The sequence below is a fragment of the Hyphomicrobium sp. genome, from assembly GCF_041674905.1.
Lineage (GTDB): Bacteria > Pseudomonadota > Alphaproteobacteria > Rhizobiales > Hyphomicrobiaceae > Hyphomicrobium_B.
The window spans coordinates 19,448-36,670 of the sequence record NZ_JBAYUV010000039.1 but is presented as its reverse complement, the minus strand read 5'-3'; the positions used below and the strand labels follow the sequence as shown (position 1 = coordinate 36,670).

The 17,223-nt window shown below is 62.1% G+C and carries 17 protein-coding genes; 8 read left to right on the top strand and 9 right to left on the bottom strand.

The features are described from left to right. On the top strand, positions 1-1,019 hold a 1,019-nt coding region (locus tag WC026_RS14305; protein WP_372711682.1), incomplete at its 5' end, for a TRCF domain-containing protein. Here WC026_RS14305 and WC026_RS14300 read toward each other — a convergent pair. Together WC026_RS14300 and WC026_RS14295 are read right to left on the bottom strand one after the other, a co-directional pair. After that, positions 1,016-2,554 carry a class I adenylate-forming enzyme family protein gene (locus tag WC026_RS14300; protein WP_372711681.1) on the bottom strand — a complete coding sequence of 513 codons (1,539 nt, stop codon included), beginning with the start codon at positions 2,552-2,554 and terminating at the stop codon, positions 1,016-1,018. The two genes, WC026_RS14305 and WC026_RS14300, sit on opposite strands and share 4 nt — an antisense overlap. Next, entirely contained in the window at positions 2,554-4,350 is a 1,797-nt protein-coding gene (locus WC026_RS14295) for an extracellular solute-binding protein (RefSeq protein ID WP_372711680.1), read from the bottom strand. The genes WC026_RS14300 and WC026_RS14295 overlap by 1 nt, the downstream gene beginning before the upstream one ends. 351 nt (positions 4,351-4,701) lie before the next feature. Here WC026_RS14295 and WC026_RS14290 point away from each other — a divergent pair, with 351 nt between their 5' ends. Beyond that, entirely contained in the window at positions 4,702-5,610 is a 909-nt protein-coding gene (locus tag WC026_RS14290) for an invasion associated locus B family protein (protein WP_372711679.1), read from the top strand. 113 nt (positions 5,611-5,723) lie between these two features. On the opposite strand, the gene hspQ is transcribed toward WC026_RS14290, so the two are convergent. Both hspQ and WC026_RS14280 read right to left on the bottom strand, forming a co-directional pair. Then, complete coding sequence (gene hspQ, locus WC026_RS14285) at positions 5,724-6,056, bottom strand: heat shock protein HspQ (protein WP_372711678.1); 333 nt, start codon at positions 6,054-6,056, stop codon at positions 5,724-5,726. Between the two features lie 54 nt (positions 6,057-6,110). After that, positions 6,111-7,169 carry a CoA ester lyase gene (locus WC026_RS14280; RefSeq protein ID WP_372711677.1) on the bottom strand — a complete coding sequence of 353 codons (1,059 nt, stop codon included), beginning with the start codon at positions 7,167-7,169 and terminating at the stop codon, positions 6,111-6,113. A 221-nt stretch (positions 7,170-7,390) separates the two neighbouring features. Here WC026_RS14280 and WC026_RS14275 point away from each other — a divergent pair, with 221 nt between their 5' ends. Continuing rightward, positions 7,391-9,016 carry an isovaleryl-CoA dehydrogenase gene (locus tag WC026_RS14275; protein WP_372711676.1) on the top strand — a complete coding sequence of 542 codons (1,626 nt, stop codon included), beginning with the start codon at positions 7,391-7,393 and terminating at the stop codon, positions 9,014-9,016. A 123-nt stretch (positions 9,017-9,139) separates the two neighbouring features. Continuing rightward, positions 9,140-10,108, top strand: a complete 969-nt coding sequence (locus tag WC026_RS14270) for a hypothetical protein (protein WP_372711675.1) — start codon at positions 9,140-9,142, stop codon at positions 10,106-10,108. Between the two features lie 4 nt (positions 10,109-10,112). On the opposite strand, the gene WC026_RS14265 is transcribed toward WC026_RS14270, so the two are convergent. Continuing rightward, the gene (locus WC026_RS14265; protein ID WP_372711674.1) at positions 10,113-10,460 is read right to left on the bottom strand and encodes a DMT family protein; all 348 of its coding nucleotides are present in this window, start codon (positions 10,458-10,460) and stop codon (positions 10,113-10,115) included. Positions 10,461-10,667: 207 nt separating this feature from the next. On the opposite strand from WC026_RS14265, the gene WC026_RS14260 reads away from it, so the two are divergent. Beyond that, positions 10,668-10,910, top strand: a complete 243-nt coding sequence (locus WC026_RS14260) for a hypothetical protein (RefSeq protein WP_372711673.1) — start codon at positions 10,668-10,670, stop codon at positions 10,908-10,910. Positions 10,911-11,080: 170 nt separating this feature from the next. Here WC026_RS14260 and WC026_RS14255 read toward each other — a convergent pair whose 3' ends face one another. Next, positions 11,081-11,377, bottom strand: a complete 297-nt coding sequence (locus WC026_RS14255; protein WP_372711672.1) for a hypothetical protein — start codon at positions 11,375-11,377, stop codon at positions 11,081-11,083. A 229-nt stretch (positions 11,378-11,606) separates the two neighbouring features. Here WC026_RS14255 and WC026_RS14250 point away from each other — a divergent pair, with 229 nt between their 5' ends. Both WC026_RS14250 and WC026_RS14245 read left to right on the top strand, forming a co-directional pair. Further along, a complete protein-coding gene (locus tag WC026_RS14250; protein WP_372711671.1) occupies positions 11,607-11,912 on the top strand; it encodes a hypothetical protein in 306 nt (101 codons plus the stop codon). A 149-nt stretch (positions 11,913-12,061) separates the two neighbouring features. After that, entirely contained in the window at positions 12,062-12,295 is a 234-nt protein-coding gene (locus WC026_RS14245; protein WP_372711670.1) for a hypothetical protein, read from the top strand. 21 nt (positions 12,296-12,316) lie between these two features. Here the strand turns inward: WC026_RS14245 and WC026_RS14240 are convergent, their stop codons facing one another. The 3 genes from WC026_RS14240 to WC026_RS14230 form a co-directional block, all read right to left on the bottom strand. Continuing rightward, a complete protein-coding gene (locus WC026_RS14240; protein WP_372711669.1) occupies positions 12,317-13,138 on the bottom strand; it encodes a GTP-binding protein HSR1 in 822 nt (273 codons plus the stop codon). A 77-nt stretch (positions 13,139-13,215) separates the two neighbouring features. Further along, a complete protein-coding gene (locus tag WC026_RS14235; protein ID WP_372711668.1) occupies positions 13,216-14,106 on the bottom strand; it encodes a lysophospholipid acyltransferase family protein in 891 nt (296 codons plus the stop codon). Positions 14,107-14,210: 104 nt separating this feature from the next. After that, positions 14,211-15,437 carry an FAD-dependent monooxygenase gene (locus tag WC026_RS14230; RefSeq protein ID WP_372711667.1) on the bottom strand — a complete coding sequence of 409 codons (1,227 nt, stop codon included), beginning with the start codon at positions 15,435-15,437 and terminating at the stop codon, positions 14,211-14,213. A gap of 240 nt (positions 15,438-15,677) precedes the next feature. On the opposite strand from WC026_RS14230, the gene WC026_RS14225 reads away from it, so the two are divergent. After that, positions 15,678-17,039, top strand: a complete 1,362-nt coding sequence (locus tag WC026_RS14225) for a porin (protein ID WP_372711666.1) — start codon at positions 15,678-15,680, stop codon at positions 17,037-17,039. Positions 17,040-17,223 lie beyond the last annotated feature (184 nt).

Below are 17,223 nucleotides of genomic sequence, written 5' to 3'. Positions count from 1 at the left end.
CCTATTACGTCGCGCCGCGCATTTCCGACCTCGACGACATTGCGGAATTTCTGCGCGAGGCGGTCCCCGATCTCGTCTTCGCCCGCGCCACGGGGCAGATGTCGCCGACCGAACTCGAAGACGTGATGACCGCGTTCTACGAAGGCAAATATGACATCCTGCTGTCGACCGCGATCGTCGAATCCGGTCTCGACGTGCCGAACGCGAACACGCTGATCGTGCACCGCTCCGACATGTTCGGCTTAGCGCAGCTCTATCAGTTGCGCGGCCGCGTCGGACGTTCGAAGACGCGCGCCTACGCCTACATCACGACGCCGCCGGACAAGAAGCTGACGGAAGGCGCGGAGAAGCGGCTCAAGGTTCTGCAATCGCTCGATACGCTTGGCGCAGGCTTCTCGCTCGCCTCGCACGATCTCGACATTCGCGGCGCGGGCAACCTGCTGGGCGAAGAGCAGTCGGGTCACATCCGAGAGGTCGGCTTCGAACTCTACCAGTCAATGCTGGAAGAAGCCGTCGCGGCTATGAAGGGCGGCGAGATCGAGGCCGACGACAAGTGGAGCCCGGAGATCCAGCTCGGCACGTCGATCATGATTCCGGAGGCCTACGTCACCGATCTACAACTTCGGCTCGGCCTCTACCGGCGTTTGTCGAGTCTCGAAGCGCGCACCGAGATCGACGCCTTCGCGGCCGAGCTTGTCGATCGCTTCGGGTCGTTGCCGGACGAGGTTACGCATCTGCTCGACGTCATGGAGATCAAAGGGCTCTGTCGAGCGGCCGGGATCGCGAAAGTCGATGCGGGACCGAAGGGTGGCGTCATCACGCTGCACAAGGCGCGCTTCGCAAATCCGGAAGGCCTGATCGCGTTCGTGCAGAATTCGCGCGGCGCGCTGAAGGTCCAGCCCGACCAGCGGCTCGTCTATCGCGCCGATTGGGATTTGCCGGAAACGAGACTGAAAGGCGTGCGGACACTTATTCAGCAATTCGCCGATCTCGCGAACAAGACAAGAAAGGCCGCTTAACGCGTTCCGTCGATCTGCGGCGGCAACGCAAGGGCCTTACGCTGGATCTTGCCGTTCGGCGTGCGCGGCAGGCGGTCGACGAAAACGATCTCGCGCGGAATTTTATACGCGGCGAGATTTTCGTTCGCGAAATTCTTGATCACCAAAGCATCGCGCGGCGCGCCGTCGGCGGCAACGACGAACGCGGCGATGATCGAGACATCGCTTCTCACACGAATTTCCGTGCAAGCGACTTCCGCAACGGCAGGGCAGCGCGCGATCGCGGCTTCGACTTCGAGCGGAGAGACGCGATAGCCGCCCGCATTCATCAACTCGTTGGCGCGGCCGAGGTGTGAGATATAGCCATCGGCGTCAATCGAACCAAGATCGCCGCCGGTGAACCATTCGCCGCGCAAGACTTCTGCTTCCTCGTCGGGGCGCTTCCAATAGCCGAGCATCAGGCCAGGATCGGACCTGTGCATGGCGATGAGGCCTTCGCTGTTGGGCGGCAGAGGTTGGTCATCGCCGTCAACGGCAAGAATAGCGACGCGACGCCCGGCTTGCGCCTTGCCCACCGTGCCGGGTTTGTAGGGCACCGACGGACCGGTCGAAATGTAGGTCGAGATTTCGCTCATGCCGAGGGCTTCATAGAGCGGCAGGCCGGTAATGGACGTCCAGTCCTCGATCAATCCCGGCGGCGGCGTTTCGCCCGCCATCAGGCCGTGGCGCAATCTGCCGAGCGATCCGCGCGCCGGTGCCGCGTATTTCAAAATCTGGCGATAGATGCCTGGCACCGCCGCGAACAGCGTCGCGCCGGTTTGCGCGATGACGTTCGGCCAAAGCTCCGGCGCTTTGTTCCCAGTGCAGACAATCGCCGTCGCGCCATTGGCCCAAGGATCGGTCAGCCCAACGCCGAGCGTGAACGTCCAATTGAATGCGCCCGCATGCAGCATGCGGTCGTCGGAGCGAATGCCGTACCAGCCCTGATACATTGGCTGGCGGCCCAGCGCCGAGCGATGCGCGTGAACAACGCCCTTCGGCCGCGCCGTCGTGCCGGATGTGTAGATCAGGAAGGCCGGTTCGTCACGCGTGGTTGGCGCGTAGCCGCCGTCCGTGTTTCGCGAGATCATCGCCGCGACGTCATCCGGTGAAAGGATAATGATGTCATCTCGCGATGCCGTTTCCGGCAACACCTCCGCAGTTGCGAGCGCGGCGGCACCGCTGTCGGCGAGAAGAGCTGCAAGCTCGGACGAGGTCAGCTGATCGGATAGCGGCAGCGAAACGAATCCGCCCGCCATCCCAGCGAAAAACATCAATGCGGACTGCGAGGAATTGCCGAGCCGAATGCCGACACGATCGCCGCGCCGCAAACCTTTGGCCGCAAGCCCGGCGGCGAGATTGCGGACCGCGCGGTCGAGTTCGCCAAATGTCCAGGCTTCCAGCGCATCGCGCGGTTTTTCGACGTCGCACACGAGCAGCGCCGTTTTTTCCGGTGTCGCGCGCGCGTGGCGGCCGATCGCGTACTCGGCCATGTTGAACAGATCGTCAGTCGACATCACTTGCTCTCGACCCACCACGTATCGACAGCATAGCCGAAGAGGGGCGTCGTTTGCGGATGCTTCAGCTTCGCCCAATAGGCGACCCACTGGCGCGGCGTGTAAAACAGCGGAACGACGTAGTCGCCTGACAGCAGCACGCGGTCGAGTGCGCGCACGGACGAAATGAAATTCTCTTCCGTCTCGGCGGCCAGCATGGCGTTGATCATCGCGTCGGCTGCCGGGTTCCTGACGCCCGCGAAATTGAAGGAGCCTTGCGCGTTGGCGGTTTTGGCCGACCAGCGGAACAGCTGCTCGTTGCCGGGCGAGAGCGACGACGGCCATGTGTTCTGGATCATGTCGAAGTCGAAGCTCGACAGGCGCTCCTGGTACTGTGCGCTATCGACGACGCGGACGCGCGCTGCGATGCCGAGCGGCGCCAAGCTTCGCGTATAGCTCAGAAGGAGGGCTTCCTGGGCGTTGCTGTTGGCGAGAATTTCGAATGTGAGCGGCTGCCCGGTTTTGCCGTCGACCAGGCTGCCGTTCTTCAAGACCATTCCGGCCTCAGTCAGAAGTTTGAACGCAGCTTTCTGATTGTCGCGATTGCCGCCGCCGCCGTCGCTTTCCGGAAATTTAAAGGTTCCGTCGAGGATTTCGGGGCGGACGGCGCCGGAGTAGGGCGCTAGCAGCTGCCGTTCAAAGGCATCGGCCGGTTTGCCGGTCGAGGCGAGGTAGGAGCGTTCGAAGTAGCTCGTCGTGCGTTTGAACAGGCCGTTGTAAAGCGTCCGGTTCGTCCATTCGAAATCGAAGAGCGTCATCAGCGCCCGGCGCACGCGCGGATCGGCAAAGATCGCACGGCGCGTGTTGAAGACCAGCGCCGTCATGCCCGCTGGAAGCCCGATCGGAAATTCCGCCTTGACGATACGCCCATCGCGCACGGCTGGAATGTTATAGGCGTCGGCCCAGCGCCCGGGGTCGTCTTCAAGGCGCAGATCAAGCGTCCCGGAGCGGAACGCTTCGAGCATGACGGACGCGTCGCGAAAATAGTCGAAGCGGATTTCATCGAAGTTGAAGCGGCCGCGATTGACGGGGAGATCTTTGCCCCAATAGTCGGCGTCGCGCGCATAGGTCACCGAACGGCCGGCGTCAACACGCGACAAGGTATAGGGGCCGGAGCCGGTGAGCGGCGTCATCGAGGACGTATCGAATTGCTCCGGCGTCATCGCGTTCGCTTCGAAAACCGGCATCACGCCGAGGATGAGCGGCAGCTCGCGATCGTCGGCATCCTCGAACGTGAAACGGATGCCTCGGTCTCCGACCTTCTCGGCTTTCGGAACTTTCGCGAAGTAGGTGCGGTGATTGGGCCGGCCCTTCGTTTTCAAGAGCTCGAACGATGCGATGACGTCGTCTTGCGTCACCGGCTGGCGATTGGAAAATTTCGCTGCCGGATTGAGCGTGAACGTCACCGACTTGCGATCGTCGGCGACGTCGATCGTTTCCGCGAGCAGTCCGTACAGAGTGAACGGCTCGTCGAGACTGCGCGCCATGAGGCTCTCGACGGAGAATTCGCGAACGCCGGATGCCGGGACGCCCCGGACGATCAGCGGATTGAGGTTCTCGAACGAGCCGAGAACGCCGAGGGTGAGCTTGCCACCCTTCGGCGCCGACGGATTGACATAAGAGAACGCCGAAAAGTCGTCCGCGTATCGCGCCGCGCCGTGGAGCGCGATGGAGGGCTGGGGCGCGGCAAGCGCTGTCCCGAGGCCGAGCACCAGAAACAGCAATGCCGCGATAGGAGAAAATTTCCCGAATGGCATACCGGCACCTAAAAATTGATCGACCGGCCGAAACCCATGCGAGTAAGTCACTGGCGAGCAAGTCCTGGCGGCGTGATGTTTTTCCCGACGCTGATGGTTTCTATCGGGGCATGACAGGGCTTGTCTAGCTTGTCGCAGTGGCATCGGCGCAACGACCACATATTGGGAGATACATCCACCAGTTGTTGAGCCATCTGGCCACGGGATTGCCGCAATCCGAGCCTTACTCGGGCTCCGAACGGCGGGGTGCCGGGTCTTGCGCAGAACACTGGCCGAGCCTGCTGCGCAGAGACGACGAGGGTAGGGGCCGGAACTTCCGGCAAGATAGCACAAGCGAGGATTTTTACGTTGATGGCAAACGCGGTATTGCGCACGGGCGGCAGGGCGCTCGTTTCTGTCTTAGCTTTGGTCGCGGCAATGTCCGCAGCCTCGGCGCAGGACGCGGAAAATGAAGTGCAGATCACGCCTAAGAAAGTCCAGGCGGCGCCTGCCGCCAAGGCCGCTCCGGCTGCGAAAGCCGCGCCTGCCGCGAAGCCCGCCGCAGCTGCTGCGCCTGCCGGCGCCGCTGCCGCTTCAGCGGCAGCTAAGAGCGCCTGGGTAAAGCTTTGCGAAAAAGCGCCGATCGCGAAAAAGGACAAGGACGGCAAGGAACTGAAGGAAGAGAAACAGCTCTGCCTGACGCATCATGAGCGTCTCGACGGCAACACGGGCATGGTTCTCGTTTCCGCAGCCATCCGCCAGATCGAAGGCAACCCGAAAAAATCGCTCATGATCATGGTTCCACTCGGCATGGCGATCCCGCCGGGCCTGCGCGCCGCGGTCTATAGCAAAGACGATTGGGCGAAGGCCTCGAAGAACGAAAAGATCGACGAAGCCAAGCTGAAGCCGATTGAATTGCACTATTCGCTTTGCCATCCCGCCGGCTGCACGGCCGAAACGGAAGCGACGCCCGAGATCCTCGACCAGATGTCGAAGGGTGGCGGCATCATGGTGCTGGCGATGAACGCCGCGGCTCAGCCGGTCGGCTTCCCCGTTCCGCTCGACGGCTACAACGAAGCGACTGCCGGACCGCCGGTCGACAACAAGAAATATGCCGAAGCGCGCAGCGCGCTGATGCAGCAGATCCGCGAGCGGCAGCAGAAGATGGCCGAGCAGTGGAAGGCCAACGAAATGAAGAACCTTCCGCTCGATGGTGCGGGTGCTCCGCCGACCACGACGGGTTCGACGGCGCCCAAGGCTCCTGCAGCGAAGCAGAAGTAAGCGTCGAACACCGCTGACTGACTAAGCCGTCCCGGCGCCGCCGGGGCGGCTTTTATTTTATGAGATTTCTAACAAAGCGCGGGGTACGCCGATTGGCTCTGGGCCCGCTTCTCTCAGTTGGCGGACCGGGGTCTCAGCCTATATGTGCCGCCCGCTTCGCTGACGAAGCGATCGGAAATATCGGGATGGCGCAGCGGCCTCGACGTCTCGTCGAGCAGCAGGTTCTGCTCGGAGACGTAGGCGAGGTAGGTCGACTCGTTGTTCTCCGCGTACAGGTGGTAGTAAGGCTGATCCTTGCGCGGGCGCACGTCTTCCGCGATCGACAACCACCACTCCTCGGTATTTGCGAACTCCGGATCGATGTCGAAAATCAACCCGCGAAACGGATAGATGCGGTGGCGGACCACCTGACCGATCGCAAACTTGGCATGCCGGATTGAACCCATCCGCTAAATGTGTGCCGGATGAGACCAACTCGCAATAGCCACATGGGCGGATATTCAGAGGGCGCCGTAAAGCGCCGCCCGTTCCGGGTCTTTCGAGGCAACGATCTTCGCCAGATCGACGATGACCTTGGCCTGCTTCCAGGTGGCGTCGTCCTGCATCTTGCCGTCGAGCATGACGGCGCCGGTGCCGTCGGGCATCGCGTCGAGGATGCGCTTGGCGAATTTGACCTCAGCCGGATCGGGCGAGAAAACGCGCTTGGCGATGTCGATCTGCGAGGGGTGCAACGTCCAGGCCCCGAGGCAGCCCTGGAGGAAGGCGTTGCGGAACTGGGCCTCGCAGGCCGCCAAATCTCCAAAATCTCCAAACGGACCGTAGAACGCTTTCAGTCCGTAAGCCTGGCAGGCATCGACCATTTTGCCGATCGTGTAGTGCCAGAGATCCTGCTGGTAGAAAGTCCGCGCTGCGGCCGCGTCTTTCCCCGGGTCCGCGAGCACGCCGTAATCAGGATGACCGCCGCCGACGCGCGTCGTCTTCATGCCGCGTGACGCCGCGAGGTCGGCCGGCCCGAGGCTCATGCCGTGCATACGTGGCGATGCAGCCGCGATCGCTTCGACGTTATTGACGCCTTCAGCCGTCTCCAGGATGGCATGAATGAGGATCGGCTTCTTGACGCCATGCTTGGCTTCGAGCTGTGCCAGAAGCTGATCGAGATAGTGGATGTCCCACGGCCCTTCGACCTTCGGCAGCATGACGACGTCGAGCTTGTTGCCGACCGCCGCGACGATCTCGGTCACATCGTCGAGCACCCACGGCGAGTTCAAGCAGTTGATGCGCGTCCAGACGCCGGTTCCGCCGAAATCGTTGTCGCGCAGCATCTGGATGAAGCCTTTGCGCGCGTTCTCTTTCTGATCGAGCGGCACGGCGTCTTCGAGATTGCCGAGAACCACGTCGACTTGCGTCGCGAGATCCTTGATCTTGGCGCGGATCTTGTCGTTGTGAGGCGGAACGAAATGGATCATCCGCTCGAGGTTGATAGGGAGTGTGCGATAGGGCTCAGGCGCGCCGATGGCGAGAGGGGCGAAATGTTTGGCGGGCGTGCGTGTCGAGGCCATCGGCAGCGATCCTGTTCGAGTTCTGGGGAAATGTGGACCGCACCATTGGGCGTCGTCGCGCGCATGTCAATTGGGCACTCTTTCGCTTCGGACCCGCTTCGTCTTCGGTTTCGCGGATCGTTAACGGCCTTCGAGGCGGACGACCGCGCGTTTCTTTAAAATTGCGGCGGATCGATCTCGGACCTAATGTGCGATCGGCTCGACAGGTGAGCGAGGCCGCCATGATCGACGTCACCAACCAGCCGCCGCCGCTCGAAGATTACAACCTCTTTGACAGCGACGCCGTGCTTCGCGAGGCCATCGGGCGTGAAGGCGCGAGCTGGGCGGAAGACTCGCTCTCCGCCCTCGGCGCGCGTCTCGGCAGCGCGGACACGATCGCGCTGGGCGCGGACGCCAATCGCAACGCACCGACGCTCAGAGCTTTCGATCGCTACGGCGCGCGTATAGACGAGGTCGACTTTCACCCGTCATGGCATGCGCTGCTCGGACTCGCGATGGACGCGGGTCTTCATTCAAGTCCGTGGGCGGAGCCGAAACGCGGCGCTCATGTCGCGCGCGCCGCCGGATGCTACATGCTCGCGCAAATCGAAAGCGGCGTCTATTGCCCGGTTTCGATGACCTACGGCGCGGTGTCGGCGTTGCAGCGTGCTCCGCACATCGCGGCGGACTGGCTGCCGCGCATCTTCTCGCGCACTTACGATCGGCGCTTTTGCCCAGCGCCTGAGAAAACCTCTTCGCTGATCGGCATGGCGATGACCGAAAACCAGGGCGGCTCCGATCTTCGGGCGAATGTCACGCGCGCCGAGATCTACGAGACCGACGGAGCGCGCCGGTATTATCGCCTCAACGGTCACAAGTGGTTCATGTCGGCGCCGATGTGCGACGCATTTCTGATGCTGGCGCAAACCGAGGCCGGGCCGACGTGCTTTCTCGTGCCGCGCTGGAAGCCTGACGGCACGCGCAACGCCATCCACATCCGTCGACTCAAGGACAAGCTCGGCAACCGCTCGAACGCGTCGAGCGAAGTCGAACTCGACAACACGCACGCCGAGCTTCTGGGAGAAGAGGGTCGCGGAATTCCGACCATCATCGAAATGGGGAATTATACGCGGCTGGATTGCGCCATCGGCTCTTCCGGGCTCATGCGCCAAGCCGTCGCCCAAGCCATTCACCACGCGCGATATCGGACGACATTCCAGAAGCATCTCGTCGATCACGCGTTGATGAGCAACGTGCTGGCCGATCTCGCGATCGAAGCCGAAGCGGCGGCGCTTCTGGCGCTGCGTCTCGCGCGCGCCTACGATGATGAGGGCGAGGCGGCGCTGACGTTCCGCCGCGTCGTCACACCGGCCGCGAAGTTCTGGATTTGCAAGCGTGCTCCCGCATTCGCGGCCGAAGCGATGGAGGTTCTCGGCGGCAACGGGTACGTCGAGGATTTCGGTCTCGCCCGCATCTATCGCGAAGTTCCCGTCAATTCGATCTGGGAAGGATCGGGCAACATCATGTGTCTCGACGTACTGCGCGCGCTCACGAAGTCGCCTCTTGCGGCTACCGTGCTCGCCGATGAAATGCGTGACGCAGCGACGGCGGACCGGCGGCTGGCGCAGTTCATCGACCGGATGCACGCGGCTTCCACATCGGTGGGCGACGAGGCCCACGCGCGTGTGTTCGTCCGCGATCTCATCGTGGCGCTGCAGGCGTCATTGCTGATCCAAAACGCGCCGCAGATAGTGGCCGACGCATTCTGCGCATCGCGTCTCGGCGGCGGTTCTGGCGCATTCGGAATGCTCCCGCCAGGCGTCGATATGCGCCGCATCGTCGAACGCGCCGCGCCCGTCTCGCGTTAAGTGCGTGTTATCGCGCAGCCAATACGTTTTGTCCGTCAACGAGAAAGCCAAAGCGCGGTTCTCGCGTCCAGACGTGACGCCACATGATGATCAAAGTTCGAGGCTAACAGGCACGGGATGAACATGTATTTCGTAATCCATACAGTCAAATCGCGTGTCGCCAGCTTCTGCATCCTTGGCCTCATGGCAGTCACCTGCGCGGCGCCGGCTGCTCTTGCCGATGAGGAATGCCTGACCGTCGCGACGAGCATGGCGGAACCGGACTTCTCCTCGTGCGAGTCCGACCTGCCGCAGATCGATCTCGACGCCGCGCTCGCCGATCATGCCGCGGCGAAGCCCGCAGCCTCCGCAGGGTCGGCGATGCCATGGATCGCGCAACAGGACAAAGGCGTGCCGCTGACGGTCAACTCGTCGAATTCGAACGTGTCGCTACGCACGAGTCTCGATGATTTGAGAAATTTCAACACGCGGAGCTTTGCCATCGATTCCGGCGCTGCCGGCGCGCTGGCACTCCCGAAGACCGCGACGCCCAACCTGCCTGTCGATGTCTGGAGCAGCGTCGACGTCAACGGCTATCAGGGCGATCGCGATCAATCGACCCGCACCGGCCTCGGCGTCGACTACAAGCTTTCCCGTTCCGCCGTTATGGGCGTTTCCGTCGAGCGCGGCGACGCGCGTTCGGCAACTGCCGCCACGGAACAGGACTCGAAGGCTTCCGCGTATGTCACGCTGCAGGCGACGCCGTTGATCAGTCTCGACGCGCGGACTCAATGGCAGGCAGGCAACGCCGAGTTCGCGGCGGCGAACGGGGCGGCCGAGAAAAGCGCCGTGATCCTTGCGCCGAAGATCGATCATTCGTTTGCGCTCGGCGACGGCAAGACGATTTCGCCCTTCGTGACCTATAAGCGCGAATTCGATATGTCGACGGGAGCCGGAGGGCTCGCCGCTCCCGAACGCTCGGCCGGCGCGGGCATAACCTACAAGGACTCGGACGCCTACACGCTGAGCGTAACGACCGACGTCGATGCCGCGACTTCGACGGCTCCGCAGAGCGTCAACAGCAAATTCAAGCTCAGCGTACCGATCAACTGAGCGGTCACAGCGGGCCTTTGAATACGAAGAAGGCTCCCGCCGCGATCAGCACGAAGCCGACCGCGTGATTGATCGTCAGCGCTTCCTTCAAATAGACGACCGAAAAGATGGCGAAGACGATCAGAGTGATCACTTCCTGCATCGTCTTCAATTCGGCGGCCGAATAGACAGCATGGCCGTAGCGGTTTGCGGGCACCGCCAGGCAATATTCGAAAAACGCAATCCCCCAGCTCACCAGGATCACGGCCCACAAGGGCCGGTCGGTGAATTTGAGATGACCGTACCAGGCGGCGGTCATGAACACGTTCGACATCGTGAGGAGCACGATGGGCAGAATGGACGAAGGGATCATGGGCGGATTGTTCCAGAAGCAGCAATGGGATTGCGCACCGCATGGCACTCGCGAACGCCGCTTCATCCATACAAGCCTATGCGCAATCGAGTCCAGGCGGCCGGCTTTTTCATTTCGGCATTTCGCACATCGAGCCGCGCGGCGATCGGAACCACAATCGCATGCCGTGCGTTGATATCTCACCAAGTTAATAAGGACTCGACAGATATGGCCGACGGCATTCAGGACACCGTTCCAAACGTCTTAAAGACGCTTTGGAACCTGGAAAACGATCTGCGCAGCGCCGCACAAAATGGCGTCATCCTGCGCGGCGAGGACGCGCGCAATCATTTGCAGCAGGCGCGCTTTCACCTCGATCAGCTTCTCGGTCTCGTAAAAGGCGCATCGACGACGGCCCAAGTCGATAGCTCGCCGGCTTCATCGGGCGCTACGAACTCGAACGACAATTAATCCTGAGGAGGATAGAATGGCACGCGATCTCATTCTGTGGCTGGCCGGCGTTCCGCTGATCGTCATCATCGGACTGCACTTGTTCGGCGTCCTGTAAAAGTTTTTCGCCGAAGGCCGACCGAACCCGGAGCGTCGCTCCGGGTTTTTCTTTGCGCGACGCCGGATAGTGGTCACGCTGATGCATCGGTATCATCCTCGCTGGTTCGGGCCAGCATGACTGCGACGTGACGGTTCAGGGCATCGGCGACGAGGGTCGGCACCAGCGCAGGCCCGATCGGACCTTCGGCGGCGTTGTAAGCGGAGCGCATGTCGCCGCGCCCATCCCAGACGACCAGAGCGTACCCCGCGATCTGATCGAGTTCCGCGACAGAGCAACGGCATTTTTCGATGAGTTCTTCACGCAGTTCGGCGGCATCGCGCGCCGTTCTCTGCTGCCGTTCCGAAACGAGATTAATTACCGCCGCCATTATCGTTACCTCGATTTCTTTCCAATTCCACATCCATAAACGCGCGACGCCGCGTTGGGTTCGAGCTTGCTTTGATCGGTCTGGCGTCGGGTTCCTCATCGGTGATTTCGCGCCTCATCTGGCCGTATCAAGGGTTCCCCGCGGAACAGCGGCGCGCGCTCCCGTGCCGTAAATCTTTCGCAACATGACAGCCCGAGGCCCAACTTTGCGAGAGATCGGAGACCCGACGATGGCATCGAACAGATCCTTGATAACGGTCAGAGCAGTGCTGACATCGGCGATGGCGCTTGGCGGCGCCGCGATGACCGCAAACGATGCTTTGGCCGTCAGCCTCAGCGTCCAGCTCGCCTGCGCGACCGACTATTACGCGCATTGCAGCGCCTATAGCCCCGACAGCCCTCAGGTTCGCTCCTGCATGCGGGCCGTCGGCAGCAATCTTTCGAAGCGCTGTGTCAATGCGCTCGTCGCTTCGGGAGAAGTGTCCGCTTCGGAAGTCGCCCGGCGGCGCGGCACCGAGCTGACTGCGTCACGATGAGATTTTCCGATCTGTCGCGCGCCATTGAACAGCACTCAAGGCGCGGGCTGGATCACATTTACGAGCGCTGACCGGTGCGCGCGCTCCGCGATGCAACCAATGCAAGGCCACGGCGTTGGTTCAATTATTCAACAAGGAGTGGCCCCCAAATGGCATCGACATCATCATATGGATCTTCCAGCCCGATAGAAGACATCAAGGGCCGTGCGCGGCAAACGATCGACGCCGCGAGCGAGGCGGCAGGCGACGCAAAACAGCAGGTCGAAGAGATGGCCGGCAGCGTCAAGGGCGCGATCGATAAATCGGTGAAGGACCAGCCGCTGACAACGCTCCTGATCGCCGGTGCGGTTGGCTTCGTCGTCGGCGCGCTGTGGAAGTCTTGAAGCTCTAGCCGCCGCTGACGATCAGTCGGCGGATGGTTCTTTTCTGTTTCGCGGCAGGTCGGCGGGAACGCCGGCCTTTCGGCGTAGCTCGCCGCTGTAAAGGTCGACGGCCGCCATTCCGACTTCGCGAACATAAGCGCGGGTTAATCTCGTCGTGATCGACCCTTTCACCCAATGCATGATGGATTTCGAAAGACGCTCGCGCATCTCATAGGTCGCGGCCGTCGCGGGGTTGAGCACGCGCGCGATACGCCAGATCGACCACGCACGGTCGGCGACGTCGTAGACACCGCGCCAGCGGTAGATCTGCGCGAATTGCGCGACGGTGAGCCGGTTGCCGAGCGGGAGCAAGCCTTCGAATACGGGACGAAGCCGTCCGCTGACCTGCTCGATCAGCGTCAAGGCTTCGGGAACTGTGAAACGCAACATCGGATCGGCGCGGTCCGGATGATAGACTTTGGCGACCGTCTCGACCGTCTCCAGGCCGCTATTCAAAAGGTCGTTCCAGGATGCGATCGCCTCGGGTGAGGTGCCGTTCGCGAGTGCTTCGACGGCGGCGGTCGCCTTCTTGCGTAACGGGTCGTCGTCGATCCGAAGCGTCGTGACCTGCAGATCGGCATTGACCGGAGAAGATGGTGACCGCGGTGGAGCAAGCTTCGGTCCAAGCGTCACGCGTTCGAAAACGTAAGCGATCAGCGTACAGGCGAGCGTCGCAAGCGCCCAATGAATTAAAAAGCCGTGCTGCCACAGCCATAAGCTTCCAAGCGGGATCAACGCGACCGTGGGAAGAAGAAGTCCGAGGAAGATGATCGCCGCGCGTAAAGGTGTGAGGGTATCGCTCATGCCGAACCGCTGATTTCTTGAGGTCAGCAAGCTACAACGCCGAGCCGGGCGCACCGGTTCCGGTCACGAAAGCGTATTCAGCTCCAGCGCCGGTTGGACCACATCCATTGCTCCGGCATTTCGCGAACCCACTCTTCGAATTGCCGGGTCATTGCGGCGGTCGCCCATTTGACGTCCTCGCCATGGTTGGCGGTGCGCGGAATGCGAAGCTCCTTGAGTTCGATTTCGAAGCGGCTCTCCTTGCCGACACGCATGCAGCGCGACATCCAGATGCGGGCGCCGGCGCGGCGGGCGATCATCGCCGGAATGGCGACGGTGCGTGCGTCCTTGCCGAAAAAAGGCACCGGCAAGCCGGTCCGGTCGTAGAGATCGCAGACGACGCCGAGGCGTCCTCCAGAACGAACGAAATCCATAATGATGCGGCCGGTTTTCTGAGATTCCCCATGATCGCCCTCGACTTTGCCGCGGCCGAACATGCCTCCCGGATAGAGATCGCGGCGCTGATAGCGCAGATATTGATCGATGTAGGGATTGTTGACGGAGCGATAAACGCAAGCTGGGTTTGAGCCCGCGATCGTCAACGGCCAGATCGCAAGCTCCCAGTTGCCCATGTGCAGCGACGCGCCGACGATAGGGCCTAGCTTTCTGGAGTAGCGCTGGAAGACCTTCGGGTTTCTGATGGTCAACCTGGACGGATCGGCGACGACTTGGTCGATACGCATCGTCTCGGCCATGACACGGCCGAGATTTTCCCAGTGCGCGAGTGCGATCGCCGCGCGTTCGGCCTCCGACTTTTCAGGAAAGGCGATGCGCAGGTTATCGAGCGCACGATTGTGCCGTTTCGGATTGACGATCGGCGCTAAGCGCCGCCAGCACCACGCGGAGAGGTGCGTCGCGACGTCGAGCGGCACGATGCGAACGATGCCGACGACCAGTCGCAGAAACGCATATTCAAGCCTGAACTGCATGTCACGCAGCGGCGAAGCGGGGACGCCAATGGACAGCGGTCAAATTCCCTACATTATGGATCAAGGCCGGAAGTCTTGCCCACCGGGTGGCGGCTCCGTCAAGCTCAGGCCGCAGGGATTTCCCCGCTTCGATGCAAAGGCCGCATGAACGCCGGCGCATCCGAACTCGGCATGACGCCTTCGCGCATGACGCGGGCGCGCAACCGGCGGCTGGTCGCGAGCGCGAAAAGCCCGAAACCGCGCGCCAGATGGACGCCGGGAATTGAGGAAAGAAGCGACCTGTTGAGCACATCGACGGCAAATACGCGGGACGTCATATCCCGGCGCCGCAGCCGATCATATCGTGCGAGCACACCGTCGCCGCCGATATCGTCCCCAGCGCGCAGGGCGTCTCCCGCGATCTCCGCAATCGTCGCCGCGTCCCGGAACCCGAGATTGAGGCCTTGCGCGCCAATGGGCGGAATGACGTGGGCGGCTTCACCGACGAGCGCAACGCGCGAACGGCCGAGGACGTCAGCGGTGCGGCCCGACAGCGGAAACGAACGCCTCGGCGTTACAGCGGAGAGCACGCCAAGCAGTTCACCAACGCGTCCCGAGAGTTCGCGGCGAAAGCTCTCGTCATCGAGGCCGACGAGGCGCTGGGCCTCTTCCGGCGCCTCAACCCAAACGAGATTCGACGTATTGCCGGGTCCAGGGACCACCGTCAACGGCCCCATTGGTCGATGCAACTCAGTGGAAACGCCGCCGTGGGGCCGCGAATGGGTGAACGTGGCGACGACGGCCGTCTGAGGGTAGCTCCAACTCGTCGTCGGAATGCTGGCCGCGCCGCGAGCCGGTGAGTCCCGGCCATCGGCGGCGACGATCAAGCGGGCTGTGATCGTTCGTCCGGTGCTCGTCGACAACACTGCGTGAGCGCCGGCTAGATCGGATACCGTCGCCTTGGGATCGCTAAGCCGTGTCAGCAGCGGGTGCGGCGTGGCCTCGAGCGCGGACGTGAGGGCCGCGTTCGGGATGTTGTAACCGAATGCGGACAGACCGATTTCGGACGCTTCGAACAGCACTTCCGGAGCGCGGAGCAGCCCCCCCGTCGCATCGACTAGACGTATGCCGCGCAACGGCGCCGCCGTGGATGTGATTTTATCCCAGACAGCAAGCCTTTTCAGCAGGTTGATCGATCCGTCCATTAGCGCCGCGGTGCGGGCGTCACGGGCGTCCGGCGGCGGCCCGATGACGATTGTCCGAAGCCCGGCTCCGGCGCATGCGAGGCCCGAGGCAAGGCCTGCCGGGCCGGCGCCGACGACGGCAACATCAAAAGCGGATTCAATGTTCAAGGGTACATCCTTCGTCTGTGGCTATTGAAGCACAGAAATGGTCGAAAGGACCATCTGTTGCCCACTTGCAACGACTTCAGGGCCGGACTGTCACGCATCTGTTAAACTGGCATGCTTTTCAGTGCCCAAGGCGCTGATCCGGGAAACCATATTCCTCACAGCGCAATGGCAGGAATTGTCCGGCGCGCTCAAGGGGATGCGTGCCGTTCTGGTTGGGGTCTGTAAAACAGAGGGGCGCCGATGAAATCGGTATTCACACTATCTTGTAGCCGTCTTGCGTTGTTGGCGGCATTCGGGCTTGCGATAAGCTTCACGCAAGCCTCCGCGGCCGATCTGGGCGGCAACTGCTGCGCCGATCTCGAGGAACGCATCGCCGAACTCGAAGCGACGACGGCCCGCAAGGGTAACCGCAAGGTTTCGCTGACGATTTCTGGCTGGGTCAACGAAGCCGTCTACTTCTGGGATGACGGTTCGGAACGCAACACCTACGTCGGCACGAACTCGCTCGAACAGTCGCGCGTCAAGTTCTCCGGCGAAGCGAAGATCGCCAGCGGATACTCGGCTGGCTACACGCTGGAAATCGGCGTGCAGGGCAACCCGTCGAACAAGTGGGACCAGACCGGCCCCTCGAGCACGGACGCCAACTCGCCGAACAATTCGCTCGTCGTTCGCAAGAGCAACTGGTGGTTGAAGAGCAAAGACTTCGGCAAGCTCACCGTCGGCCTCGAAGGCACGGCGACCTACCATCTTCTCGACGATGCCGACGGCGTCAACACGCGCAACTACTCCGACGCCCAGGCTGCAGCCGTGGCCCAGGGCCGCTTCCAGCTGAGAAGCGGTGGCGCGCAGGTTGGTGGCACCGCCATCCGCTGGAACGACATTCTGCGTGGCGCCGATAACGGCACGGATGGTCAGAACGGCCGTCGCAATATCGTTCGCTATGACTCGCCGACGATCCTCGGCTTCGTCCTGACCGCCTCTTGGGGCGAAGACGACCAGGCTGGCTTAGCCCTGACGTACAAGGAGAAATGGGGCGATTTCAACATCCTCGCCAAAGGCGGCTGGGAAAAGAGCACCGATGAAGGTCTGACCGGCTGCGCTCCCTTCAGCGCAACGGGTGCAACCCGCCAGGACTGCGAATGGTGGGGTGGCGCTGCCACGATCCAGCACGCTCCGACGGGTCTGTACGTCTACGGCGGCTATGGCCAGACGATTGATCACGGCGTTCAGGCGACTGTAGCAGCGACTCCGACGCCGGGATCGACAGCCGACGACAAGAGCGATCTCTGGTTTATCCAGGGCGGTATCGAGCAGAAGTGGCTGCCGCTTGGCAAAACGACGGTGTTCGGCGAGTTTCGCCATGACAACCTCGGGTCGCGGACCGGCAAAAACTTCGCCGTGGGCAATGGAGCTTCCACCTACGTTCACGACGGCAACGTCGACTTCTGGGCGGCCGGCATCGTGCAGAACATCGACGCGGCTGCGATGGACCTCTACGTCATCTACCGTCACGCCGACGGCGACCTAACGAATGCCGCCGGTGCCACCGCCAATCTCGATGCCTTCGACATGGTCATCACCGGCGCACGCATTCAGTTCTGATCGCCGTTCCCGTCTGCGTCAGAATGGAAGGGCCGCCCTCACCAGGCGGCCCTTTTCTTTGTCCCGCGCGAAAGCTGGCTATTTCTAGGTCTGTAGGAATTCCAAACTTATGTGTCGCTTCAGCAACATGGCGATGTTACAACAGGCTCTTGAGAAACGGCGTCTCGAGGGCCCAGCGCCCGAA